The following is a 25,437-nucleotide window of genomic DNA, read 5'->3' on the forward strand; positions in this document are numbered from 1 at the left end:
CATTCCGACGCGCCATGTCCGGCACCCTTGCCAAAATGCTTTCACCCCTGAACAGACAGGATCGGCCGTGAGCCCCCAATCATCCGAGCCGGACGCGCGCTACCGCTATGTCGTCGTGGCGGCGCTGGCCTTTGCCTACATGCTCAACTTCGTCGACCGGCAATTGCTGTCGATCCTGGTGGAGCCGGTCAAACAGGATCTCGGCCTCAGCGATACCCAGATCGGCATGTTGACGGGGCTGATGTTTGCGCTTTTCTACACGTTCTTCGGCATTCCGGTGGCGATGATCGCCGACCGGGGCAACCGCACCCGCCTGATCGCCGCCGCCTGCGGCATCTGGAGCATCTTCACCGCCCTGTCGGGATTGGCCACCGGCTTCATCAGTCTGGCCCTGGCCCGCATCGGCGTGGGTATCGGGGAGGCGGGCTGTTCGCCCCCCTCCTACTCCCTGATCGCCGATTATTTCCCGGCCAACAAGCGGGGGCGGGCTTTGGCGCTCTACGTGCTGGGGGTGCCGGCGGGCAGCTTTGTCGGGGCCGTGGCCGGGGCGGCAATTGCACAGGCCTATGGCTGGCGGGCGGCCTTCATGGCCATCGGCGCGGCGGGCCTGCTGTTCGCACCGCTGCTGCTGCTGATCGTGCGGGAACCCGTTCGCGGCCGGTTCGATGCCGACATGGCACAAACGGGGACGGCGAAGGCGGCCCCCAGCCTGACGGCGGCACTGGGCTTTTTCTGGCGGTCACCCGTCTTCATCCTCACAGCACTGGCCTGCGGGCTGACCTCCTTCTGTTCCTTCGGACTGCTCAACTGGACGCCGGCCTTTCTGACCCGGGTGCAGGGTATGTCGCTGGGGCAGATCAGCGGCTATTTCGGCGTCATCGTCGCCGGTTCCATGGTGCTGGCCGCCTGGATGGGCGCCGTGATCGCGGACAGGGCCGGGGCCCGCAATCCGATCTGGTACCCCTTGCTGCCCGGCCTGGGCATGGTGCTGGTGCTGCCCTTCCTGTTCGGCTTCACGATGGTGGACAGCTGGCAGCTGTCGCTGGCCCTGCTGGTGCCGCCGATCACCCTGACCTCCACCTATCTGGTGCCGGCCCTGGCCCTGCTGCAGAACCGGACCCCGGCCCAGTACCGGGCGACGGTCAGTTCCATCCTGCTGTTCATCCTGAACCTGATCGGGCTGGGCTGCGGGCCCCTGTTCGTCGGTGTGGTCAGCGACCGGCTGACGCCGGTTTATGGCAACATGGCGCTGGCCATGGCCCTGCAATGGCTGACACCCTTCATCATCCTGGCCTTCCTGTGCCAGGCGGGTGCCGCCTGGCTGATCCGACAGGAAGCGCGGCGGCGAAAGTCTGGGCTGTAAGGATTTCGGCCATCGGGGCCGTCACCCCGCAAAGGCCGGGGTGACGGCAACGGCGAATGTCCTACCGGCGCTTCCAGTTGCCGGCCCGCCGTTCCTGTACGGCCAGGATACCCTCGGCAAAATCCTCGGTGATGCGCAATTCATGCTGTTTGCGCGCCTCGATATCGGTCTGGCGCCGGATGTCCTCCAGCAGCCCACCGCGCAGCGTGGCACGGGTAGCCTCCACGGCCAGGGGCGCATTTTCGGCGATCTGCCGGGCCAGGGTCACGGCGGCATCGTCCAGATCCTCCTCCGCCACCAGACGATCGGCTAGGCCGATCCGCAGCGCCTCCTCCCCATTGATGCGCCGGCCGGTATAGAGCAGTTCTGCGGCCTTCTGCTGCCCCACCACGCGCGGCAGCAGCAGGGTGATGGCGAAGCCCGGATGGATGCCGATCTTCACGAAGTTCACGGCCATGCGCGTACTGGGGGCAACGACGCGGAAATCGGCTACCAGCGACAGGCCCAGCCCGCCGCCGATGGCCGCACCCTGCACGGCCGCCACGATGGGTTTACGGATCGCGAACAGCCGGTGCGCAGCGGCATAAAGCTGCTCCGGCTCCTCATGCTGCTGCGTCAGTTCCGCGCCGGCGCAGAAATTCCGCCCATCGGCCGCCAGAACGATGGCGTGGATTTCGGGATCGCCATCGGCCGCCTCCAGCGCTGCCGCCAGGACCGTGATCAGGGCGGTGCTGAAATAATTGCCCGGCGGGCGGGCGAAGCGGACAAGAGCCACCTGGCCCGCCAGGTTCGTCACCGAAACGATGTTGCCATCCTGGTCCGGCCCGTCCGACGGCCCGGCATCCCGGGGTGAAAGGGGTTGCTCGCTCATGGTCTGCCCATGCTTTCCGGTGAGAGACGTTCCTGGCGGAACTGGCTGCGGCGGGCCTTGCCCACCTCGTCGCGCAGGTCGGTGGTGACGAATTCGAAGCTTCGGGGAAGCTTGTAGCGGGCCAGTTGGGTGGCAAGATAGGCGGCCAGGGTCTCCGCATCCAAGGGCGGGGCCTGGTCGGGCGCCACCTGAACAATGGCATGCACGCGGTTGCCCAGGTCGTCGTCCGGCAGGCCGATGACCACGCTGCCGCGTACGGCGGCATGCCGGTCGATGGCTGCCTCCACCTCCGCCGGATATATATTGACGGCACCGGAGATGATCAGGTCGGTGCGTCGATCGGAGATATAAAGGAAGCCGTCATCATCCGTGTGGCCCAGGTCCCCCAGCGACGACCAGCCATCCGCCACCTTCATCTCCGATCCGATATAGCGGAAATTCGGGGCAGCACCGGACGCCTGGCGGAAGAAGATTTCCCCCACCTCCCCGGCCGCGCAGACCGAGCCATCGGGGTGCCGGATTGTCATCTCCGTGCCCGGTGCCGGGCGCCCCACCGATCCGCGGTGGCTCAGCCAGTCGACGCCATTGATGATGGTGGCGCCGATCCCTTCCGTCCCGGCATAGATCTCGTACAGCCGTTCCGGCCCGATCCATCCGATCCAGCATTCCTTCAGCCAGGCCGGACAGGGGCCGCCCAGATGGACAAGGATGCGCAGGCTGGAAAGATCGTACCGGCCCCGTACCTCTTCGGACAGGCGCCAGATGCGGCCCATCATGGTCGGCACCATCATGACGTAACTGACGCGGTAGCGTTCGATCAGGGCCAGACAGGTCTCCGCATCGAACCGCTCCATATTGACCACATGACCACCGCCGAACAGACATTGGTGCGCCGCGCTGAAGGCGGCATTGTGATAGAGCGGTCCCGGATTGAGGATCGTATCGCCCGGCCGCTGCAGCGCATAGCCCGGGCCTTGCGGATCGGTCCGCCCGTCGACACCGGTGACGATGACCTTGGGCCGCCCCGTGGAGCCGCCGCTGGTGATTGCCTTCCAGGACGGCGAAACACAGGCCGGCAAAGGCCGGTCACTGTCCTGCGGCTCAGGTTCAGCGTCCAGCGCCAGGGTCGGGCATTGGGCAAAGCACAGTTCCGGCGGACCGAGGATCAGACGGGGCGACACGGCCTCGACAATGGCGGCACATTCCGCGGCCGGCATCTTGGGGGAGATCGGACAGGGCACCGCCCCCAGCTTCCAAAGCGCGAAACTGGTTTCGAAAAAGGCGATGGAATTGGGCAGCGCGAAGATGACGAAATCCCCCTGCCCCACACCATGGCGGGCCAGCAGGCGGGCACGGCGGTTTGCCCGCGCATCCAGTTCGGCCCGGCTCAGCGTCACACCATCCTGGGTCAGCGCCGGACGATCAGGGTCGATGGCGGCATGATAGGACAAGACCAGCCCCAGCGGAATGCGGGCGGACGCCGTGGAAACCGTGCTCATGCGCCGCAACCCCCGCATTCCGCACCGGACCGCGTTACGCTGCTGCTCGACATTCCACCAGGCACTTGTTGCCCCTCTATGTTCCAAAGGACTGATCCGGGATCAGCCTGCCAAGGCCCGGCATTCCCGTCCAATGCTTTACTGGGCAGTTGCATTCCTGATAGGAATGTTGCGACAGCATTCCTTTTGGGAATTCCAGTTCACTACAAGTCATTTGACGCATGATAAGCCACCCGCCGACACTGTCTGAAACCGGCCCCCGTTGATCGGGCCAACCCGGAATAATGAACATTGTGAAGGGAGGGGATCGGCATGGAGCATTTCCTGCGTAATCGCTGGTACCAGTTGGGCTTCAGCCATGAACTGGGGGATGCGGCCCTGGCCCGGACCATCATCGACGTGCCGCTGGTCGCCTTCCGAACCGCCGCGGGTGTCAGCGCCCTGCATGACATGTGTCCGCACCGCTTCGCACCACTTTCCACCGGCAGGGTCGACCAGGGGCGCATCATTTGCGGTTATCACGGACTGGCGTTCGATGGGGCCGGGCGCTGTGCCCTGAACCCGCATGGCAAGATCACAGCGGCGTTGCGTGTGCGTGCGTTCCCCGTGGCGGAACGCCACGGCGTCCTGTGGATCTGGATGGGTGACGAGGGTGGAGCCGACCCGATCCTGATCCCCGACCTGTCCTTCATCGACGAAACTCCGCCAACGGCCCGCATCCACTTCACCATCCCGATCCAGGCCAGCTATCGCCTGGTCACCGACAATCTTCTGGACCTCAGCCACGCCGACTATCTGCATCCGGAAACGCTGGGCGGGGTCATGACCGGGGTCCGCCCCCTGGTGACCGACACCAGCAGCGGTGTGGCGGTGGAGTGGGAGAAGCGGGATGTCGTGCCGCCACCGCGTTTTCGCGAGCGCGTGCCCGCGTCGCAACTGGCCAATGCCTGGACGCGGGCTGAATGGCAGGCACCGGCCATCATGGTGATCAAGACAGCCCTGACCCCGGCCGGCCGGGAGCGCACCCGGGAAGACGAAGTCTGGGCCCTGCACAGCATGACGCCGGAGACGGCGCGGCGTACCCATTACTTTGTCTGCGGCACAAGGCGTGACCGCATGGATGATGTGGAATATTCCGCACGTCTGCGGACAATGCTGCAACACGCGTTCGAGCGGGAGGATAAGCCTATGCTGGAAGACCAGCAGACACGCATCGGCAATGCCGATCCCGACAGTCTGCGGCCCACGCTGCTGCCCATTGATGCCGGTGCGGCCCTGGCACGGCGCAAGCTGAACCGGTTGATTGCCCAGGAACAGGTCGCTGACGGGCCGGTGCCGGCATGATCGGCGGGAATGGCCGGGACCGGCCCGACTACATCATCATCGGGGGCGGGTCGGCGGGGGCCGTCGTGGCCGCACGGCTGAGCGAAAACCCCGATATCAGCGTGCTGCTGCTGGAGGCGGGTCCGCGCGACCGCAGCCTGCTGATCCAGATGCCCGTCGCCTTCCGGCTGCTGCGCCAGCGCATGCTGTTTGACTGGGGCTACAAATCAGAGCCGGAGCCGCACGCGGGCGACCGGTCGATCCCGGCTGCCCGCGGCAAGGTGCTGGGCGGCTCGTCGGCCGTGAATGGCATGATGTATTCGCGCGGCCATCCGGGCGATTATGACCAATGGGCACAGATGGGGGCCAAGGGCTGGTCGTTCGACGAGGTCCTGCCTTATTTCCGTAAGTCGGAGCGCAGCGAGCGCGGGGCCAGTCATTGGCATGGTGCCGACGGACCGATGAGCGTATCGCGCATGTCGACGGACGACCCGCTGGTCCAGGCCATGCAGGCCGCCGCACGCAACCGCGGCCACCCGGTTACCGATGATTTCGAGTCCGGCACATCGGAAGGATTCGGCTTGCCGGACCTGACGATCGGGCGGGGGCGGCGGGCCAGCACCGCCAGCACCTTCCTGCGCCCCGCCCGCAACCGGCCCAACCTCCGGATCGAAACCGGGGCGCAGGTGACGCGCCTTCTGTTCAAAGGCTCCCGTACCGTGGGTGTGGAATATCGGCAGGCCGACCGAAGCCATACGGCGCATTGCACGGGCGAGGTGGTGCTGTGCGGCGGGGCCTATGCATCGCCCCACCTGCTGATGCTGTCCGGCATCGGCCCCGCCGACCATCTGCGCGCGCATGGCATCGACGTTGTAGCGGATCTGGGCGGCGTCGGCAGCAATCTGCAGGACCACCCGCTGGTGCCGATGGGTTTCCGCGGTAAACGCGCCTTCCCGCTGCGCGCGGCGCTGCGCGCCGACCGTATCATGCTGTCCGCACTGCGCTGGGCCCTGACCGGCCGGGGCATGATGGGGACCCAACCCCTGACCGCGATCGCCTATTACCGGTCGCACCTGGCGCTGGAACGGCCGGATCTGGAGAATATCCTGATGCCGACCAGCCTGAACGCCCATGTCTGGTTTCCCGGTATAAGGCGGCCGCACGACGACGTGCTGACCTCGCTGAATTGCGTGCTGCGGCCGGGCAGCCGGGGGACAGTCCGCCTGCGCTCGGCCGATCCGTCAACCCCGCCCGAAATCCGCTTCAACCTGCTGTCCGATCCCCAGGATGTCGACCTGCTGCGCCATTCGATCACCTGGACGCGGGACCTGATGGCGACGGACCCGATCCGTGATTTCGTGGGCGAGGAGGCGTTTCCAGGCCCCAAGGTGGCCGACAGGCCGGCAATGGACCGCTATATCCGCGCCATCGCCGTCACCGCCCAGCATCCGGCCTGCACCTGCCGGATGGGGACGGACGAGCAGAGCGTTGTCAATTCCACCTTGCAGGTTCATGGGGTGGACGCCCTGCGTGTCGCCGACGCCTCCATCATGCCGACATTGATCGGCGGCCACACCAACGCCCCCAGCATCATGATCGGGGAACGTGCCGCGGATTTTCTGATGGCAGGTCGGTAACCGCTCGCGCATCCGTGCGCACCCTGGCGACAACTCCGATTCCCGAGATCATCAGCGGCGATGAACTGGTGGTGTGGATGACCATGTCCGGTTTTCGAACCGGTGGCGCTGTTGGAAACCCTTCTGTTAGCGAATGACATGGGTCAATGCCGATGGACGGCTTTATCCGATAATGGCTATCCTAAAGAATGCGGGTGCCCGCCCCCGAAGCAGCCGAAAGCTGGACGGCCCATGACCCCGATCGAACGGATCCGTAATACTACTACCCTTCTCTCCCTTGGCCTGCTGGCGATCCAGATTCCGGTGCTGGTTGTAGCACCCTGGATCGTCACCGGTTCAGTCGGCTGGTTTGGCCCGCTGGGCAGCGCCGTGCTGACCCTGCTGGGGCTGGCCGCGTGGCGTCTCCTGCCACCAGGATGGATACAATGGCTGCTGGCAATGTTGCTGCCCATCGCCGGGCTGGTGGCCGTGGTCACCTTCCGCGGCCAGACCAGCTGGCAGACCGGCATGCAGATTTATGCCTTTGTCCTGCTGGCGGTAATCACCGGCACCTGTAACTGGCGGCAGGTGGCGCTGGGTGCCGCAACGCTGGCGGCAGGTTTCTTCCTTGGCGGGCTGGTGGTGCCGGCGGACCTGGGGGTGGACAGAGAGAGCTTTCTCAATCTTCTGGTCTATCCCTGGTTCGCCACCTTCGAAGGGGCGCTGATGGGCTGGATCGCCGCCACCCTGTCACAGGCATTGTGCCAGTCGCAGGCCGCCCTGGCCGACGCACAGGCCGCCCATGCCGAGGTGGCGCGCGCCGCCGCCGAACGGGAGGCCAGCGCCGAAACAGCACGCCAGGAACGCGCACGGGTATTGCTGCAGGTCGCCAACCAGCTGGAACAGCAGGTGGGCAGTCTGGCCCGCCGGGTGGCCGATGCCGCTGCGTCAGCCGAATCAGATGCAGAGGGCCTGCGCGGGCTGGTGCGGGCCGGGTCCGACCAATCCCACGCCGTGCATCGCGCCGGCGACGATGCCGTCGGCAGTGCCGGTGCCGTGGCCGCCGCCGCAGGTCAGCTTTCCTCCGCCATCACGGAAATCGCCACCCAGGTCGCCCGGTCAAGCGCGGAGACGCGCAGCGCCGCCGCCCAGGCACGCGAGACCCAGTCCATTGTTCTGGGTCTGACGGAGGCTGCAACCAGCATCGAAGGGGTGCTGCGCACCATCAGCGAGATCGCCGAGCACACCCAGTTGCTGGCCCTTAACGCCACCATCGAGGCCGCACGGGCCGGTGAGGCCGGCAAGGGCTTCGCCGTCGTGGCATCGGAAGTGAAGAATCTGGCTGGCCAGACCGCACGGGCCACCGGCGAGGTTGGCGAAAAGGTGCTGTCCATCCGCGAGATCACCGACCGCGCAGGCAAGGCGATCGAAGCCATCGCCTCGGCCATCTTCGATCTGGACAATGTCACTGCCGCCATCGCCGCCGCTGTCGAGGAACAGGACAGCGCCACCCGCGAGATCGCCCGCAGCGCCCGCAAGGCCGCCGAAAGCGCCGAGACCAGCGCCACCGGCGGCAGTGCCATGGTCGATGCCTGGAACGAAACCGACCATTCCGCCGACAGCATCACACGCCTGTCGGAAACCCTGGGGGAAGAGACCCGTCAATTGCTGAACGCCGTGGACGGCTTTGTTCATCAAATTCGCAACAGCGCCGGTTAGTCCCGGCGACCATAATTGATGAGCGTCGGTACGGCGGCGGTAATATCATTGTTGCTGTTGGTGGCGTTTCGGCGTCGCCAACAGCCTTTGTTACCGTCGGCCCGATGGGTCAGGCCGCATCCTGTTCTGCCGCACAGCGGCGCATCAGACTGCGAAACCAGAGCAGAGCGGGATCGCGCTGAAAATGCCGATCCCGACGGGTCTTTCCGAACAAATCGCAAAATCCGCTTACATCGACACCAAGCATCGACCAGGGCGATACGTCGCGCTCAGGCTTTCACGACTTGCTGGTCGATGGCGCCAAAGACGCTCTGCCCATCCTTCAGCACCTCCATGCGCACCCGATCGCCGAAACGCAGGAAGCTTGTGCGGGCCGCTCCTTCATCCAGCATTTCGATGCCACGCCGTTCGGCGATGCAGCTGGACCCCACTTCGCGATAATTCTCGTTGGATACTGTTCCCGACCCGATGATCGTGCCGGCGCACAGGTCGCGGGTGCGGGCGGCGTGGGCGATCAGTTGCCCGAAGCAGAAACCCATCGCGCCGCCATTGGCCGCACCGAAACGCTGGCCATTGCGGTCGACCTGCAAGTCCAGATGCACGCGCGCTTCTGCCCAGTCATCGCCCAGTTCATCCGGCGTCACGGCAACGGGGGCGGCGGAACAGGCGGGTTTGGCTTGGACCCAACCAAATCCCGTCGCCATTTCCGCCCGGCCCGTGGCGCGCAACGACCAGTCATTGATCAGCAGGATCAGCTTGACATGGTCGCGCGCCCTGACTTTGTCGGTGCCCAGGGGAACGTCGTCCGTCACCACGGCAAATTCTCCCTCGAAATCGATCCCGTCCTCTTCAGCCGGGAAAGGCACGGACGCGGCGGGTGCAATGAAGCGATGAGACATGCCCTGGTACATCAAGGGCTTGTCCGTCTGCGGGTTGGAGATGCCAAAGACCCTGGCCATCAGTTCCCCGTGCGCATGGAAAGCCGACCCGTCCAGCCATTGCCAGGCCCGCGGCAGTGGAGCCAGCGCCTGTGAAGGGATAAACGGCATAGTGTCAGTCAGCAGTCCGGCGTTCAGCGCATCCGACAAGGCCTGCAGGCGCGGAGCGATGCCGGCCCAGTCATCCAGCGCCTGCTGCATGGTATTGGCAATGTCGGTGGCGGGAACTGCGCGGGTCAGGTCACGGGAGACGACGACAAGCCGTCCGTCACGCCCGCCAAGGTCAAGACTTGCCAGCTTCATTTCTATTCTCTGGAAATGATGGGGAGACATTGGCATACGGGAACGATGCCCAGGCATAAAGCTGGCATTGCCGATATATGCTATCGGCCGCACCGATATGTTGCGGCAGGCCGCGCAGGCCCGGCAAGGATATGGCCCCGGCTGAAACCGGCATGATATCCCCGATGAACAATGCACTCGGCTGTGTTACGCTTGGCGCGTTGGTCAGGGAGAGCCTATGCAACATTTCTCCACCAGCGGCCTGCCATCGCCGCGTGCCAAGATTGATTACCTGAAACAGGTCCTGTCCTCCGTCTTTACGGATCTGGATGTCGAACCGGACATGCCCGGTGAATTCGACAATCATATCCGCAGCACCGGTCTGGGCGGGCTGTCCATCGCGCACGCCGCCTCGGCCCCGGCACGCATCATCCGCCGCCACGGTGTGGCGGCCGCGGGGGAGCATCTCTATTTCCTGCACACGCAGCTGGATGGTCGCATGCATGCCCTCCAGGATGGGCGGGAAGCCTGGCTGGAGCCGGGCGACATGGTGCTGTGCGACACCGCCGGCCCCTATGATCTGGGCCTGTCCGGCCTGTCGCGGACCCTGATTCTGGGCATTCCGGCCTCTGAGCTGCGCCGTCGGGTGGTGGCGCCGCACAGTCTGTTGGGCCGGCGGTTACAGGGGGCGGCCGGGCCGATGCGCATGGTCCGCACCCTGGTGACGGAAGTCTGGGAACAGGCCGATGGCAACGAAGGCCTGTCCCATCCGGTGGGCGAGCGGTTGGGCGCCACCATCCTGGACCTGTTCGCCACGGCCTGCCAAATGCAGTTCGGGGCCGGCGCAGAGGAACGGGCGCTGACCGATGGCCACCGCGCCCGTATCCGCCGTTATGTGGAGGCCCGGCTTTTCGATGCAGAGCTTGGCCCCGCCAGCGTGGCGACCGCCCTTGGCCTGTCACCCCGCTATCTGCGTCTGCTGCTGGCCGGTGATGGCGAAAGCCTGACGGCCTATATCCTGCGACGACGGCTGGAGGAATGCGCCCGGCAGCTGCGCGACCCCCACTACGCCGGACGCAGCGTGACGGAGCTGGCGTTCGCCTGTGGCTTCAACGATGCCAGCCATTTCTCCCGCGCTTTCAAGGCACGGTTCGGCCGTTCGCCCCGCGATTACCGCCTGGAGAAGGTCCCTGCGGCCTGATTGCCGCTTTCACCAAGTTTCTCTGCCGCTCCGGTCAAGCATGCCTGCCCGCCAAATGATTATATCACAGTACAATTAGCGCCAATAACAAAGGCGCCTCGTACTGGGAGGTACATCATGAAGGGCAGTAAGCGCGCGGTAACCGCGCTGTTGAAGGCATGCGTCTCGGCCTTGCCGTTCCTGGCGCTGGCGGGCACCGCTCAGGCCCAGGACAATGCCGGCCAGGGCATGCTGGATGAAATCATCGTCACCGCGCAGAAGCGAGCGGAAAATCTTCAGGAAGTGCCGATCGCCATTACGGCGATGGGGGCCGATGCGCTGGAAGCCAAGGGCCTGACCAATGTCACGCAGGTCACCGACTTCGCGCCTAATATCCAGATCGACCAGGCTTCGCCCTTCGCCGGCTCGTCGACCATCGTCTCGGCCTTCGTGCGCGGCATCGGCCAGAATGATTTCGCCTTCAACATGGAACCGGGCGTCGGCCTTTATGTCGATGGTGTCTATTTTGCCCGTACCGTGGGGGCCGCCGTCGATCTGCTGGATATTGAGCGGGTGGAGATACTGAAAGGCCCGCAAGGCACGCTGTTTGGACGCAACACCATCGGTGGCGCCATCTCCGTCGTCACGGCTGACCCGACGGACGAGTTCAAGTACAAGGCAGAGATGACGACCGGCAGCTTCCACCGGCTGGACGCCCGCGGCACGGTCAATGTGCCGCTGGTGGAGGAAAAGCTGGCGGCGTCGGTCTCCTTCTCCTCCAAGGAGCGCGACGGGTATCAGAAACGCATCCCGTTCCCCGGCGCGGAAAAATTCGTCACCGATACCGGCCGGTTCATGACGTCCCGCCCGCCCGGCGGCGACCGGCAGGGCAACGAGAATGTGCGCACCCTGCGCGGCAAGCTGGCCTTCACGCCCAATCAGGATGTGAAACTGGTGCTGGCGGGCGATGCCTCCTGGGCCAATGAACAGGCCGCCCCCAGCACATTGCTGGGCACCATCACCGATCCGGCCAGCCAATCCATCGCGTCCGTCTATAATGCCTGTATCAGCCTGCCGCCCGCCGTGCTGGCCAGCATCGGCCTGGGGGCTGCCTGCGGTCCGCGTGGGACGGTGGGCACCGGGCTGGCCGGCGTGAATGTCGATGCTGATCCATCCAACAACCGCCTGCCTTATGACAACCGCTTCATCACGGGCGACATCGACACGTCCTATGCCAGGGGCAGCAACTATTCCATCGTCAACACCTATGGCCTGTCGGCGACATTGGACTGGTCGCTGTCGGAATCCCTGGGTTTCAAATCCATCACCGCGTACCGCAACCTGGACAGCGCCTTTGGCGTGGAAAATGGCGGCGCGCCCTTCGTCATCTCCGACACGTCCTTCAACATGCAGCAGGAACAGGTGTCGCAAGAGCTGCAGCTGAACTATACGGGTTTCGATGACCGGCTGAAATCGGTGGTCGGCGCCTATTATTTCAAGGAAACGGGCAACCTGCTGGACACGGTACCGTTCGTTGAAGGGCTGGTGCAGGTCTACGGCCCCAATGATTTCCGCAACGTCGCCTGGGCCCTGTTCACCCACAATAATTTCCAGCTGACCGACCGGATCGGCCTGACCTTCGGCGCGCGTTACACGGAGGAGAAGAAGCGGTTCGAGGGCAAGCAGCGCGACCTGAACAGTTTTGCCCTGAAGATGGGGTTTCCCGCCGCCTTCTATCCCGACCAGACCGATCTGACGCGCGTCTATCCGCTGGGCGTCAACCACAAGAAGTTCACCGACAGTTCGGTGCGGCTGGGGGCGGAATATAAGCTGACGGACGATGTGCTGGCCTATGCATCTTACGCGCAGGGCTTCAAGTCCGGCGGCTGGACCACCCGACTGACAGCGCCCGAACCCAGCGGCATCGCCCCGGATTTCGAGCCGGAAACGGCAGACACCTATGAGGCGGGGATCAAGTCGGAACTGTTTGACCGGCGCCTGCGCCTGAACGGGGCGGCGTTCTGGACCGATTACAAGAACATCCAGGTGGTGGTGCAGCGCGGCATCTCCCCCACCTTTGAGAATGCGGGCACCGGCCGGATCAAGGGGTTTGAGCTGGAAGCCGAGGCGGCTGTGACCAGCGCCCTCACCCTGAATGCGGCCCTTGGCTATCTCAATGCCGAATATCGCAAGCTGGAGGCGGGATCGACCATCGCGCTGGATAATAAGTTCGTGAACACGCCCGACTGGACCCTGAACGTCGGGGGCGCCTATGAGGTCGGGCTGGGCGAAGCCGGCAGCGGTACGCTGCGCGCAGACTATGTCTATAAAAGCAGCCAGGCCAAGGATGCCACCAACACCCCGGCCCTGATCCAGAGCGGGTATGGCGTCGTCAACCTGTCGGCGGAATACAGCCCGGCAGACAGCAATTGGCAGATCCTGACCGGCGTGCGCAATGCCACCGACAAGCGCTATCTGGTGACCGGGCTGACCAACAGCAGCATCGGCAACACCACCGGCACCTATTCGCGGCCGCGCGAATGGTTCCTGACGCTACGCGTGCGCGGCTGATCGGACAGGAGCAGCGACATGGCAACGGAAAGCACATCCCTGATGGGTCAGGGTTGGCAGGGCCTGCTTTATAGTGGGGGCTGGCGGCCCGGCGCCGGCCCCCTGCCGGTGGTGGAACCGGCAACCGGCCAGGTGCTGGTCAGCGTCGGGCTGGCCGGTGCCGCGCAGGTGGCGGCGGCGGCAGAACGGGCGGCACAGGCCCAGCCCAGCTGGGCAGCACTGCATCCCGGTGCGCGGGCCACCATCCTGCGCCGGGCGGCAGACCTGCTGCGCCAGCATCGGGAAGAGGTGGCAGGATGGCTGGTGCGGGAGGGTGGATCGATCCTGGCCAAGGCGCGGCTGGAACCCGACCATGCCGTTGGTTTTATTGAGCATGCGGCCGCACAGGCAATGGAACCACGCGGCCACGTACTGCCGGCCGATCCGGGGACCGACAGTCTGGCCGAGCGGGTGGCGCTGGGGGTGGTCGGCGTCATCTCCCCTTTCAATTTTCCCTTGGTCCTGTCGCTGCGGGCCGTGGCCCCGGCACTGGCCGCGGGGAACGCTGTATTGCTGAAGCCCGACCCGCGCACGCCGGTATCGGGAGGTCTGGTGATTGCGAAGCTTTTCGAAGCGGCGGGCCTTCCACCAAACCTGCTGCATGTCCTGCCCGGCCATGCGGAGGCCGGCGAGGAACTGTGTATCAATGCGCGGGTGACCATGGTGTCCTTCACCGGGTCGACCCGCGCCGGGCGGCGGGTGGGCGCGCTGTGCGGGGAGAACCTGAAGAAGGTGCAGCTTGAACTGGGCGGCAAGAACCCGCTGATCGTGCTGGACGACGCCGATCCGGATCTGGCCGCCGCCAATGCCGCCTGGGGCGCCTGGCTGCATCAGGGGCAAATCTGCATGGCCACGGGCCGTATCCTGTTGCAGCAGGGGATCGCCGAGGCCGTGACCACGCGGCTGGTGGAAAAGGCGCGGCACCTTCCCGTGGGTGATCCGAACACCCATCCAGAGGTGGCGCTGGGTCCGCTGATCACGCCGGAACAGGTGCGACGCCTGGACACCATCGTGCAGGACAGCGTGAAGGCCGGGGCCAGACTGCTGGCCGGCGGGCGCATCGACGACCGATTCTATGCCCCCACCGTCCTGGCCGATGTACGCCCCGGCATGCCCGCCTTCAACGAGGAGTTGTTCGGCCCCGTGGCCGTCATCACAACCTTTGCCGATGATGCCGAGGCTGTGCGGCTGGCCAATGCCACGGCCTACGGCCTGGCCGGGGCGGTCATCGGCAATGACCTGGCGCGGGCCCGCGCCGTCGCCGCCCAGCTGCGGGTCGGCCATCTGCATGTGAATGACCAGACGGTGCTGGCCGATCCGTCGGCCCCATTCGGTGGTTTCGGCCAATCCGGCAATGGCGGGCGCATCAGTGGTCCGGCCAACTGGGATGAGTTCTCGACCTGGCGCTGGTCCACGGTAAAGGCTCGCCCCCCTGCTTACCCCTTCTGACCGGAGCAAGGATCATGAAGATCACGGCGGCAGTGACCCGTGAACCGGGCGGCCCCTTTCGCCTGGAGCAGCTTGACATTGAAGAACCGCTGCCGGGAGAGGTGCGGGTACGCATCCTGGCGACCGGCATCTGCCACACCGACATGGTCATGCGGGACCAATTGCTGCCGGTGCCACAGCCGGTGGTGCTGGGCCATGAAGGGGCCGGAATCGTGGATAGTGTGGGGCCGGGCGTACGCAAGGTGCGCCCTGGCGACGCGGTGGTGATCAGCTTCAACAGTTGCGGCAGCTGCCCGTCCTGCGCCGGTGCATCCCCGTCCTATTGTCGGGAATTCTTCCCCCGCAATTTCTTCGGCTCCCGCCTGGATGGCAGCAGCGGACTTTCCAAGGATGGGCAGCCGATCCACGGCAACATCTTCGGCCAGTCCAGCTTTGCCACCTACGCCCTGGCTCATGAACGCAATGTCGTGAAGGTGCCCGAAGATGCCCCCATCGCCCTGCTGGGCCCGCTGGCCTGCGGCGTGATGACGGGGGTGGGCACGGTCACCAACGCGCTGAGGGTGCGGGCTGGGCAAAGCGTGGTGGTTATGGGTGCCGGCACCGTGGGCCTGTCTTCCATCATGGCGGCCAGGATGGTCGGGGCCGGGCGCATCATCGCCATCGACCCGCAACCGGCCCGGCGCGACATGGCCCTGTCGCTGGGCGCCAGCGATGTGATCGATCCGACCAGCACCGACACGGTCACCGCCGTCCTGGCGCTGACCCAGGGTGTGGGTGTTGATTACAGCATCGATACCACCGCCCGCGCCGATGTCATCCGCAGCGGCATCATGATGCTGGCCCCCATGGGCGAATGCGCCGTAGTGGGCGCCATCGCCCATGGCCAGGATATTGCGGTTGATGGCGGCCATCTGCTGAGCGGCGGGCGCCGCCTGCGCGGGGTGGTGGAAGGGGATGCCGATCCCGACCAGTTCATCCCCTGGCTGGTTGAACTGCACCGCGCGGGCCGCCTGCCGTTCGACCGGCTGGTACAGTTCTATCCCCTGGCGGAGATCAACCAGGCCGTTGAAGCGTCAGAACATGGGCAGGTGATCAAGCCGATCATCCTGATGCCCGGCACACCGCTGCCAGTGCTGTGAATAAGGGACACGACATGACCGAACTCGACCCGCATATCGCCGGCCTGCTGGCGCATATACGCAGCCTGGGACAGCCGGATATGGGCGACCTGCCGGTTCCCGTGATCCGTGCCGTCATGACGGAGAATTGCCGGATGATGGAAGGGCCGCCGCCGGCCGAAGCCTTGACGGAGCAACCGCTTTCGCTGGCAGGCGCGGTGGAGCCGCTGGAAGGGCGACTTTACCGACCGGCGGATGCGGGCAACGCTGGGCCCGGCCCGGCCATTCTGTTCTTCCATGGGGGTGGGTTCGTGGCTGGCGGACTGGACAGCCATGAGATGGCCTGCCGCCGTCTGGCCGCCCTGTCGGGTCTGCCCGTGCTGGCCGCGACCTACCGGCTGGCGCCGGAACACCCGTTGCCGGCAGCCCATGACGACGCGCTGTCGATCCTGGCCCAGATCGGGCGGGAGGGGGCGTCCTGGGGCCTGGACCCCGGCCGGCTGATCCTTGCCGGGGATTCCGCCGGCGGCAATCTGGCGCTGGCCACCGCACTGGACGCGCCTGTCGATGGTTGCCGCATCGCGGGGGTGCTGTTGTTCTATCCGGTCCTGTCCTTCGATCAGCCATATCCCAGCCGGGCGGCGCTGGGGCGTGATTACCTGCTGACCGAGCGGTTGATACAGGCTTTTAACGACTTTGCCATTCCCGACGAAGCACAGCGCGCCGATCCCCGTTTCAACCTTCTGCACCGGGGGCCGATGGACCATTGTCCGCCGGTCATGCTGCTGACGGCGGGCTATGATCCGCTGCGCGATGAAGGGTTCGCCCTGGCCGCCCGGCTGTCGGCTGACGGGGTGACCGTGACGCACCGGCATGGACCCTCACTGATCCACGCCTTCATCCATATGACCGGGGTCACCGGGGCTGTTCAGCCCTTGCTGGCAGAGGCCGCCAACTGGTGCCGGCGAACTGCCGGATGTGACAGTGACTATCAGGGCGGTTGAATCTGCCTTGACGCGGTTATCGGCCGTCGGGTCATCCGGATTGCCCCTGCCGGATGACCCCTGCCCTGGTCAGGCCGCCGCTGTCTGTTCCCAGAGAGTCCGGACCAATGTGCCATCCAATGCCGACAGGATGGTTCCATCTTCCTCGATGAACATCACCGGACCGTGGTTGGTGAACAGCAGCTCGGTATATTCCGGGAAGGTCGTGCATTCGTGGATCGTGTCCAACGGCTCGTACCCCCAGGTGCCGGTCAGGGCCGTGCCCATGCGATATTCCATACGGCCCTTCACCACGAAATATTCGCCAGCACCATAATGCTTGTGCCGGCCGAAGGAACTGCCGGGCTGACAGCGCAACAGCACCGTCCAGCGGCCCGTCTCCGTGCTCGTGAACAGCAGGCGAAAATCAATGCCCTCGGCCAACGGCGCCCAGCGCGCCTCTGCGGCCGGGATCAGGCTTTCATCGGTGGACATGCTTGTCCCTCCCCTATGATCAGAAACGTTGGGTGAATTCGACGCCCCAGGTCGCCCGCTCGCCGTAATAGAGCGGGATCAACCCGAAATCGCGCAGGTCGGTGGCATCGACGATATAGGCCTTGTCGGTAACGTTCCGGCCCCAGAAAGCCAATTCCCAATCAGCATCCGGCGCCGACAGGGCCACGCGCAGGTTCAACAGGCCGTGGCCGCCCCGGCTGCTGACCAGATCATCCTGGGCGTTGTTGTAATATTTCTTGGCCGTATAATTGTATTCGGCCCGAAAGGCGGCACGGTAGCTGGCCGTCAACGGCACGCTGTACTGCGCGAAGCTGGAGAGCGTGAATTTCGGCGCCCCCGGCAGCTTGTTGCCGGAGAAATCGCGCGGTCGGCCCGTGGCCGGGTCGATGGCGCCGGACGTGTAGTTGCGGTATTGCGCATCCAGCAAGCCCAGGTTCAGGCCCAGATCCAGGCCGTCGACGGGGATGGCCGTCAGTTCCACTTCCAGCCCCTTGACGCGGGCGTCGGCGGCATTGTCCAGGCCCAGGGTCGGCACGCCGCTGCCCTGCTGATTGACCGACAGGACCTGCAGGTCGCTGTAATCGTAATAGAAGGCCGCGATATTGGCCCGCAGCCGGCGGTCCAGCAGGGTGCTTTTCAGGCCGACCTCATAGGCTGTCAGGATTTCCGGGTCGACCTTGGTCCGTTCCGCCACACTGGTGATGATGCCGATGTTGAAATTGCCGGACTTGAAACCCCGTGTGACGCTGCCATAGGCCATGACATCCCTGGTCACGTCATAGTCGGCGGCCAGACGCCAGGAAGACGCCTTGAACGTGTCGCCCATGGCGGCATAAGGCACCAGGGCGATGGGCGCGCCATCGGGGATGGTGGCGTCGAAGAAGCCGGGGATCAACCGCCCCTGGTGCGTGGCATCCACCTTGTCCCAGGTATAACGCGCGCCGCCCGTCAGGCGCAGATCATCCGCCAGATTGATGGTGGTCTGACCAAAGATGGCATAGCTCTTGTTACGGCGGGTAGCATCGGTGATCAGGGGTACGGCCCCCTGGGCAAAGGTCAGTTCACCGACAAGATCAGCCTCGGAATGGGAGGTGAAATCCTCATCGAAATAGAAGGCGCCGATCAACGCCTGGACGCCGTCACCAGCATAGGCGACCTGCAGCTCCTGGGATTTCTGCTCCGTATCGGTCAGGAACTTGATCTGATCAATGCGCTTGGGCCCGCCGTCGACATCAACGCGGTTATCGACATTGCCCTTGTCAAAGCCCGTGATGGATTTCAGCGACACCGTGTCGGACAGGCCAAAGGACGCCGTCAGCGATACCCAGTCATTATCCGAGTAATTGCGGCTGTCGCCGTTGAAATTCAGGATCTTCACATCGCCCGGTGCCGGGTCCTTGTAGCCGAACAGGTCGGCCCCCTTGATCTGTCCATCGGGTTTGGGTTGCAGATAATCGCTGCGGTCGCGGCCCGTGCCGGCGGCCAGACGGATATCGACATCCTGGTCGCCCTCAGGATGGTAGCGCAGGATGGCGCGCACCGCCCCTTCATCAACGTCGATGGCACGATCACCGGTCTGCAGATTGACCCGTTCCCCGTCGCGCCGGCGCAGGATGCCCGACACGCGCGCCGACAAGCCATCGGCCAGGGGCATGGACGCGGCCCCTTCCGCCTCGAACAGGTTGAAGCGGCCGTAGCCCAGGCGGAAATAGCCCTCCTGCGCGTCGTCAGGCAGCTTGGAGATATAGACGATGGCCCCGCCCGTCGTGTTCTTGCCAAACAGGGTGCCTTGTGGACCGCGCAGCACCTCCACCCGGTCCAGATCGAACAGGGAGAAGATCTGGCTGCCCGTGGAGGCCACCGCGACATCATCACGATAGATGCTGACCGGCCCCACGGAAGAAGAGTTGAAGTCGTTGTTGCCGACCCCGCGAATGAAGATGTTCGGCACACCGCCGAAGGTCTTGATCTCCAGGTTCGGCACGATGTCGCCGATGGCCAGGCTGTTGGACAGGCCGCTTTCCTGAAGCTGATCGCCACCCAACGCCGAGACGGAAACCGGCACCTCCTGCAGGTTCTGCGCCCGGCGCTGAGCCATGACCACGATCTCTTCGATGGCTTCCTGGGCACCCGACGGTGCCACCGACGCGGTGCCTGCCAGCAATGACAGGGCCAGCGCGGCACGCGCCCCCTTCCTGAACTGCATGTTTCCTCCCTTGTCCCTTTGATCGGGCATTTTTCTGCGATGGTCGGAAACTATCCCGCCGGCCGGGGCGTGACTTTGCGCTGAGCGTCAGAACTCATGCGCCAGAGCGCGATTGCCGGGCCGACTTGCGCGGCAGCGACAGTTCTTTTGTTCTTCCGCGCATCGCCCCGTATGCGGCCGCTCGTCAGGACCTGATTTGCGGTTTACTGTGCGCTACCCGAACGGATCGGGCCAAAAACAAGATCAATCCGTGGGAGGAGACATGTCGTTGGCCGAGATCGAGAACTGGTCATCCCAATCCATGCCCGTTGCCCGCCGCTTTCGTGGCTTTCAGGACGTGCTGGACCGCACCCATTTCCATTGGGATCTGCATGTCGACCGGGGCGACAATTACAGTGCAGAGGTGCAGCGCCGGCCCGTGGATGATTTCGTCTTCACCCGCGTGGTCGCCGATCCCCTGTCGGGCTGGCGCCGGGCCGACGATATCCGCAAGGCGGAGGCCGGATATTTCTGCCTGCTGTTCCTGGAACAGGGCCGCACCCTGCTGGAACAGGGACGTAACCAGAGCGAACTGAGTGCAGGCAGCATCTCCCTGTGGGACAGTACCCGCCCCGCCTATTTCGCCGCCAAGCAGGTACAGCATCAATATTCCCTGCTGATCCCGCGTCAGCAGGCCCTGTCGGCATTGCCCTGTATCGAGGACATGTGCGGCCTGCAGGTGCGGGGCGACAGCGGTGTGGGGGCCGTGCTGCTGGCCCATCTGCGCCAGTTGCACCGGTCGATCGACAGTATCGATCCCACCGACCGGCCCGCCATGCTGCGTGCCACGGTTGAACTGGCGGCCATCGCCTTCCGCCCGGAACTGGAGCGGCTGAACGGGTCGGCGTTCCAGCGGGCGCTGCTGGCGCGGGTGCAGGATTATATCAATGCCCATGTCGGCGATCCGGAACTGGGGCCCCAGGCCATCGCCGCCGCCTTCCGCTTCTCGCCGCGCTACCTGCACCGGCTGTTCGAGGCGACGGACATGACCGTTTCGGAGTGGATCAAGCAGCGACGCTTGCAGCGCTGCCGTGCCGATCTGGCCGCGGCCGGCTGCGATGCCCTGTCGCTGACCCAGATTGCCATGAAGAACGGCTTCGCCGACGCCTCGCAGTTCAGCCGGTCTTTCCGCGCCGCCTTTGGGACCACCCCGCGTGAGTTCAGGCAGCAGGCGCGCGACGGGCGCGGTCAGGACGTGCGCTGACCGACAAACTATCCGCCCCTGCCTGACAAGCCGCCTCTGCCCTTCCCGTCCATGATCCCCTTAATGAACAACGGGGGAGGAACAGGAACCCATGGCAAGGCGATTGGAAGGCAAGGTGGCGCTGGTCACCGGGGCCGCACGCGGGATCGGAGCCGGCATCGCGACGGCCTTCCGCGAAGCCGGCGCCACCGTCTATGGCGGCGATCTGGGCGACGGCGACGAAAGGGCCCTGCGCCTGGATGTGCGGCGGGAGGCGGACTGGCAGGCGGCGGAGCAGCTGATCCGTGAGCGGGAGGGGCGGCTGGACATCCTGGTCAACAATGCCGGGGTGGAACTGGTGCGGCCGCTGCCGGAGATATCGCTGGACGATTGGCGCCACGTCATGGCCGTCAATGTCGACGGCGTGTTCCTGGGCTGCCGCACCCTGCAGGGGCTGATGGCGGCTTCAGGCTCAGCGTCTTCCACGGCGTCGATCATCAACATCTCCTCCATCGCCGGCATCGTGGGCTATCCCGACCAGGCGGCCTACAACACCTCCAAGGGGGCTGTGCGTCACCTGAGCAAGAGCCTGGCCATCGAATTCGCGGCCCATGGTCAGCCCATCCGCGTCAATTCCATCCATCCCGGCTGCATCCGCACGCCGATGCTGGAGGAGGCGGTGGAAGGTTGGACCCGGCAGGGACTGCTGAACCGCGACGATCCCTGGAAGGATGTCGGCGCCATGTGTCCCATGAACAAGGTGGGCAGCCCGCGCGACATCGCCATGGGGGCGGTCTATCTGGCATCCGACGAGGCGGACTTCGTCACGGGTATCGAACTGGTCATCGATGGCGGTTGGGTGGCGCGATGAACGATCAAGGCAGCAACCACCACCACCGGCTCTGGATGTATGAGCGGATGGTGAAAAGCCGGCATTTCGAGGATCTGATCAAGCCGGCTTATCTGGAGGGCAAGAAGCCCCTGTTCAACATGGCAAAGGGGCCCATCCCCGGCGAGATGCACCTGTCCGACGGGCAGGAGCCTTGCGCCGTGGGTGTCTGCGCCCATCTGCGTCCCACCGACACGGTGACGGCCACGCACCGGCCCCACCATGTGGCGATCGCCAAGGGTGTGGACCTGGACGCCATGGCGGCGGAGATTTTCGGTAAGGAAACGGGACTTTCCGGTGGACGCGGCGGGCATATGCACCTGTTCGACCCGTCGGTTAATTTCTGCTGCTCCGGCATCATCGCCCAGGGGCTGGGCCCGGCCGTGGGGGCCGCCATGGCGGCCAAGCTGCGCGGGCGGGATGATGTCGCCGTCGCCTTCCTGGGGGATGGCGCCGCCAATCAGGGGGCCTTTCACGAGGCCCTGAACCTTGCCGCCATCTGGAAGGCGCCGGTGATCTTCGTGATCGAGGATAACCGCTATGGCATCTCCGTGCCCAAGGCCGAATGCACCGCCGTTGCCCGCAATGCCGACCGGGCCGTCGCCTATGGCATGCCCGGCATCTATGTGCCCGGCAACGATCCCGACCTTGTGCATGCGGCGGCGGCAGAAGCCATCGCGCGGGCACGAACCGGCGATGGACCCAGCCTGATCGAGATCGAGACGACGCGTCTGGAAGGTCACTTCATGGGCGATGCCGAGGGTTACCGTCCGCCGGGCGAGGTGGCGCGGCTGCGTGAGCAGGACCCGATCCCGGCCTATCGCCGCCGGTTGCTGGCGGATGGGTTCGACGCAGGGGAACTGGACGCGCTGGAGATGACAGCCAGGAGGTCGGTGGAGGCCGCCTTCGCCCAGGCCCGCGCCGCCGCCCTGCCGGCACCGGAACAGGCCTTCGCCCAGGTTTTTGTAGAAAGGGTTTCGTGATGCAGACGACCCAGACAATACGCAAGCTGACCATCGCCAAGGCCATGGCGGAGGCCATCGGCCAGGAGATGGAACGTGACCCCGACGTGCTGGTCATGGGCGAGGATATCGGCCGGCTGGGCGGTGTCTTCGGCAATACGGCCGGTTTGCTAGACCGTTTCGGGGCCGAACGGGTCCGCGACACGCCCATTTCGGAAACGGGCTTCATCGGCGCCGCCGTGGGCATGGCCGCGGCAGGGCTGAGGCCCGTGGTCGAACTGATGTTCGTAGATTTCTTCGGCGTCTGCATGGACGCCATCTATAACCTGGCCGCCAAGCAGAGTTATTTCAGCGGTGGGCGGGTCGCCTGCCCGATGGTGCTGATGACATCGGTTGGTGGCGGGTATGGCGATGCGGGACAGCATTCGCAATGCCTTTACGCCACCTTCGGGCACCTGCCGGGGCTGAAGGTGGTGGTGCCGTCCAATGCCTATGATGCCAAGGGCCTGATGCTGGCCGCCATCCGCGACCCCAACCCCGTGATCTTCATGTATCACAAGGCCTTGCAGGGCATGGGCTGGCTGGGCACCGTCCCCGGGTCCATCACCCGCGTGCCGGAGGAGGATTACGAAGTCCCCATCGGCAAGGCGGCATTGGTGCGCGAAGGTAGCGACATCACGCTGGTCGGGCTGGGTGTGACCGTCCACCACGCGCTGGACGCCGCCAAGGCGCTGGCGCAGGACGGCGTGTCGGCGGAGGTGATTGATCTGCGCACAATCGCCCCCCTGGACCGGGACGCCATCCGCCGGTCCGCTGGCAAGACGGGCCGTCTGCTGGTCATCGACGATGATTACCGCAGTTGCGGCGTGGCGGCCGAGGTGATCGCCAGTGTCGTGGAGAGCGGCGTTCCCTTGAGGGCGCCGCCGCGCCGGATCACCTATCCCGACATTCCGGTGCCCTTCTCCCCTTCGCTGGAACACCACGTCCTGCCCAATGCGGACATGGTGCTGGCCGCCGCGCGCGAGGTGCTGTCATGAATACGCCGATCCTGATCCCCGTCGGCCTCTGGGACGATGACAGTCCAGGCGTAATCTCCACCTGGCTGTTCGAGGAGGGTGACACCGTCGCCCAGGGGGCGGTCGTCGCCGAATTGATGAATGAGAAGGTTGGTTTTGAGATCACGGCACCCGCCAGCGGCACCTTGACCATCGAGGTGACGGCGGAAACCGAGGTGATGCAGGGTCAGCGCATCGGGGCGATCGCAGGATGAGCCAGCCCGTGCCACTGAAGGGTGTGCGCGGCGTAATCGCCGCCCGCATGATGGAAAGTCTGCAGCATTCCGCCCAGCTTAGCTATCACGCTGAAGCCGACATTTCGGCCCTGCTGGCCCGGCGCCAGGCATGGAAGGACCAGGGACTGAAGATCAGCGTGGAGGATTGCATCATCCACGCGCTGGTGCCGGTTCTGGCGGATTTTCCCCATTTCAACGGCACGCTGGAGGACGGCCTGTTCACGCCGTCCCCCGCGCTGGACCTGTCCATTGCCATCACCACGCCGGGTGGCCTGATGACACCCGTACTGCGCGGCGCATCCACCCTGTCCCTGACGGAAATCGCATTGGCGCGGGCCGACCTTGTGGCCCGCGCCAATGCCGGCAGGCTGGCCGTGTCGGAGATGAAGGGCGGCAGCTTCACCCTGTCCAATCTGGGAACGACACGGGTGCGCTTCTTCACCCCCATCCTGAACCGGCCACAGGTGGCGCTGCTGGGTCTGGGTCGGGTTGAACCCGCGCTTGTACCGAGCGATGCCGCGGGTGGGCGCGTGGTCCAGCGCCTGGCCCTGTCGCTGACAGCCGATCACCGGCTGCTGGACGGTTATCCGTGCGGCCAGTTCCTGGAAAGGCTTTGCCATGCTCTTGAGCGGTTCGAGGCGGCTGTCTGACCTTGCGTCGCTGTTCCTGGGCGGCTTCCAGCAGATTGTTGGGATGGTGCGGCTGGAAAAGCCGGCGCGCGATGTACAGATGCTGGTCGATGGCGATCTGGCCTTGCTGGCCCGCGTCATGGGGCGGGGGCAACAGGGGCAGCAGTGGCGCTGCTGGCAGAACCGGCATTGTCTGGTGGTGCCACGATCCTGGTCGCGCCTGGCCGGGTTCCAGGCGGCGGTGCTGGACTGTCCCCTGCCCGTGGCGCTGCGGGCATCCGGCGGCAGTGCTGTCATCCATGGTCCCCACATGCTGAATATCAGCCTGGCCTGGCAGGTCGGGGACGGTGATGGCATCGGTATCCGCGAAGGATATCAACAACTTGCGGCACCCATGGTTGGGGCGCTGGCGGGGTTGGGCGTGGCCGCCGATCTGGCCCCTGTGCCGGGCGCCCATTGTGACGGTGCCTTCAACCTGGTGCATGACGGTCGCAAGCTGGCCGGCACGGCCGGACTCATCCGGCCGGCAGGACCGATGCGGGGCCTGTTGATGCATGCCAACATGGCCCTGGCGCCAATGGACGGGGACCTGGACATCATCACCGGTTTCGAACGCCATCTGGGCCGACCAGCGGATTACCGCGCCGATGCCCATGTCAGCCTGTCGGGTGCACTTCGCCGCCAGACCAGGGGCGACAACGAGGGGCAATACTGACCAGATGCTTTGGTTCGTGATGACCTGAGGTCACGCGGATTGATGGCGGATGGCAC

21 protein-coding genes are annotated in these 25,437 nt (G+C 65.2%); 16 read left to right on the forward strand and 5 right to left on the reverse strand.

Annotation, left to right across the window (positions count from 1 at the left end):
- Window positions 1-67: 67 nt before the first annotated feature.
- Window positions 68-1,363: a spinster family MFS transporter gene (locus ACODTW_RS02995; RefSeq protein WP_488944395.1), complete on the forward strand. Its 1,296-nt coding sequence runs from the start codon at window positions 68-70 to the stop codon at window positions 1,361-1,363.
- A gap of 61 nt (window positions 1,364-1,424) precedes the next feature.
- Here the strand turns inward: ACODTW_RS02995 and ACODTW_RS03000 are convergent, their stop codons facing one another.
- Together ACODTW_RS03000 and ACODTW_RS03005 are read right to left on the reverse strand one after the other, a co-directional pair.
- Window positions 1,425-2,234, reverse strand: coding sequence for an enoyl-CoA hydratase/isomerase family protein (locus tag ACODTW_RS03000; RefSeq protein ID WP_488944396.1), 810 nt, complete (start codon window positions 2,232-2,234; stop codon window positions 1,425-1,427).
- On the reverse strand, window positions 2,231-3,733 hold the full coding sequence (locus ACODTW_RS03005; protein ID WP_488944397.1) for an AMP-binding protein: 1,503 nt from the start codon (window positions 3,731-3,733) through the stop codon (window positions 2,231-2,233). The genes ACODTW_RS03000 and ACODTW_RS03005 overlap by 4 nt, the downstream gene beginning before the upstream one ends.
- A 312-nt stretch (window positions 3,734-4,045) precedes the next feature.
- On the opposite strand from ACODTW_RS03005, the gene ACODTW_RS03010 reads away from it, so the two are divergent.
- The 3 genes from ACODTW_RS03010 (at window position 4,046) to ACODTW_RS03020 (ending at window position 8,391) form a co-directional block, all read left to right on the forward strand.
- The gene (locus ACODTW_RS03010) at window positions 4,046-5,077 is read left to right on the forward strand and encodes a Rieske 2Fe-2S domain-containing protein (RefSeq protein ID WP_488944399.1); all 1,032 of its coding nucleotides are present in this window, start codon (window positions 4,046-4,048) and stop codon (window positions 5,075-5,077) included.
- Window positions 5,074-6,693, forward strand: a complete 1,620-nt coding sequence (locus ACODTW_RS03015) for a GMC family oxidoreductase (protein ID WP_488944400.1) — start codon at window positions 5,074-5,076, stop codon at window positions 6,691-6,693. The genes ACODTW_RS03010 and ACODTW_RS03015 overlap by 4 nt, the downstream gene beginning before the upstream one ends.
- A 231-nt stretch (window positions 6,694-6,924) precedes the next feature.
- On the forward strand, window positions 6,925-8,391 hold the full coding sequence (locus ACODTW_RS03020) for a methyl-accepting chemotaxis protein (protein WP_488944402.1): 1,467 nt from the start codon (window positions 6,925-6,927) through the stop codon (window positions 8,389-8,391).
- 269 nt (window positions 8,392-8,660) lie between these two features.
- On the opposite strand, the gene ACODTW_RS03025 is transcribed toward ACODTW_RS03020, so the two are convergent.
- Window positions 8,661-9,632: a fumarylacetoacetate hydrolase family protein gene (locus ACODTW_RS03025; RefSeq protein ID WP_488944403.1), complete on the reverse strand. Its 972-nt coding sequence runs from the start codon at window positions 9,630-9,632 to the stop codon at window positions 8,661-8,663.
- A 217-nt stretch (window positions 9,633-9,849) separates the two neighbouring features.
- Here ACODTW_RS03025 and ACODTW_RS03030 point away from each other — a divergent pair, with 217 nt between their 5' ends.
- From ACODTW_RS03030 to ACODTW_RS03050, 5 genes are all read left to right on the forward strand, one after another.
- Window positions 9,850-10,812: an AraC-like ligand-binding domain-containing protein gene (locus tag ACODTW_RS03030; RefSeq protein WP_488944404.1), complete on the forward strand. Its 963-nt coding sequence runs from the start codon at window positions 9,850-9,852 to the stop codon at window positions 10,810-10,812.
- A 117-nt stretch (window positions 10,813-10,929) separates the two neighbouring features.
- Window positions 10,930-13,362, forward strand: coding sequence for a TonB-dependent receptor (locus ACODTW_RS03035; protein ID WP_488944405.1), 2,433 nt, complete (start codon window positions 10,930-10,932; stop codon window positions 13,360-13,362).
- 18 nt (window positions 13,363-13,380) lie between these two features.
- A complete protein-coding gene (locus tag ACODTW_RS03040) occupies window positions 13,381-14,850 on the forward strand; it encodes an aldehyde dehydrogenase family protein (RefSeq protein WP_488944406.1) in 1,470 nt (489 codons plus the stop codon).
- Between the two features lie 14 nt (window positions 14,851-14,864).
- The gene (locus ACODTW_RS03045; protein ID WP_488944407.1) at window positions 14,865-15,989 is read left to right on the forward strand and encodes an NAD(P)-dependent alcohol dehydrogenase; all 1,125 of its coding nucleotides are present in this window, start codon (window positions 14,865-14,867) and stop codon (window positions 15,987-15,989) included.
- A gap of 14 nt (window positions 15,990-16,003) precedes the next feature.
- Window positions 16,004-16,972: an alpha/beta hydrolase gene (locus ACODTW_RS03050; protein WP_488944408.1), complete on the forward strand. Its 969-nt coding sequence runs from the start codon at window positions 16,004-16,006 to the stop codon at window positions 16,970-16,972.
- A 69-nt stretch (window positions 16,973-17,041) separates the two neighbouring features.
- On the opposite strand, the gene ACODTW_RS03055 is transcribed toward ACODTW_RS03050, so the two are convergent.
- Together ACODTW_RS03055 and ACODTW_RS03060 are read right to left on the reverse strand one after the other, a co-directional pair.
- The gene (locus ACODTW_RS03055) at window positions 17,042-17,446 is read right to left on the reverse strand and encodes a 2,4'-dihydroxyacetophenone dioxygenase family protein (RefSeq protein ID WP_488944409.1); all 405 of its coding nucleotides are present in this window, start codon (window positions 17,444-17,446) and stop codon (window positions 17,042-17,044) included.
- 19 nt (window positions 17,447-17,465) lie between these two features.
- Complete coding sequence (locus tag ACODTW_RS03060; RefSeq protein ID WP_488944411.1) at window positions 17,466-19,673, reverse strand: TonB-dependent receptor; 2,208 nt, start codon at window positions 19,671-19,673, stop codon at window positions 17,466-17,468.
- A gap of 262 nt (window positions 19,674-19,935) precedes the next feature.
- Here ACODTW_RS03060 and ACODTW_RS03065 point away from each other — a divergent pair, with 262 nt between their 5' ends.
- The 7 genes from ACODTW_RS03065 (at window position 19,936) to ACODTW_RS03095 (ending at window position 25,381) form a co-directional block, all read left to right on the forward strand.
- Window positions 19,936-20,916, forward strand: coding sequence for a helix-turn-helix domain-containing protein (locus ACODTW_RS03065; protein WP_488944412.1), 981 nt, complete (start codon window positions 19,936-19,938; stop codon window positions 20,914-20,916).
- 91 nt (window positions 20,917-21,007) lie between these two features.
- Window positions 21,008-21,766 carry an SDR family NAD(P)-dependent oxidoreductase gene (locus ACODTW_RS03070; RefSeq protein WP_488944413.1) on the forward strand — a complete coding sequence of 253 codons (759 nt, stop codon included), beginning with the start codon at window positions 21,008-21,010 and terminating at the stop codon, window positions 21,764-21,766.
- Window positions 21,763-22,767, forward strand: a complete 1,005-nt coding sequence (locus tag ACODTW_RS03075) for a thiamine pyrophosphate-dependent dehydrogenase E1 component subunit alpha (protein WP_488944414.1) — start codon at window positions 21,763-21,765, stop codon at window positions 22,765-22,767. Before ACODTW_RS03070 ends, ACODTW_RS03075 begins: the two co-directional genes overlap by 4 nt.
- Entirely contained in the window at window positions 22,767-23,783 is a 1,017-nt protein-coding gene (locus ACODTW_RS03080) for an alpha-ketoacid dehydrogenase subunit beta (RefSeq protein ID WP_488944415.1), read from the forward strand. Before ACODTW_RS03075 ends, ACODTW_RS03080 begins: the two co-directional genes overlap by 1 nt.
- Complete coding sequence (locus tag ACODTW_RS03085) at window positions 23,780-24,016, forward strand: lipoyl domain-containing protein (protein ID WP_488944417.1); 237 nt, start codon at window positions 23,780-23,782, stop codon at window positions 24,014-24,016. The genes ACODTW_RS03080 and ACODTW_RS03085 overlap by 4 nt, the downstream gene beginning before the upstream one ends.
- Window positions 24,013-24,687: a 2-oxo acid dehydrogenase subunit E2 gene (locus ACODTW_RS03090; protein WP_488944418.1), complete on the forward strand. Its 675-nt coding sequence runs from the start codon at window positions 24,013-24,015 to the stop codon at window positions 24,685-24,687. The genes ACODTW_RS03085 and ACODTW_RS03090 overlap by 4 nt, the downstream gene beginning before the upstream one ends.
- Entirely contained in the window at window positions 24,656-25,381 is a 726-nt protein-coding gene (locus tag ACODTW_RS03095; RefSeq protein ID WP_488944419.1) for a lipoate--protein ligase family protein, read from the forward strand. The genes ACODTW_RS03090 and ACODTW_RS03095 overlap by 32 nt, the downstream gene beginning before the upstream one ends.
- The last annotated feature ends 56 nt before the right edge of the window (window positions 25,382-25,437 follow it).

This window comes from Niveispirillum sp. FG148, from assembly GCF_057809655.1.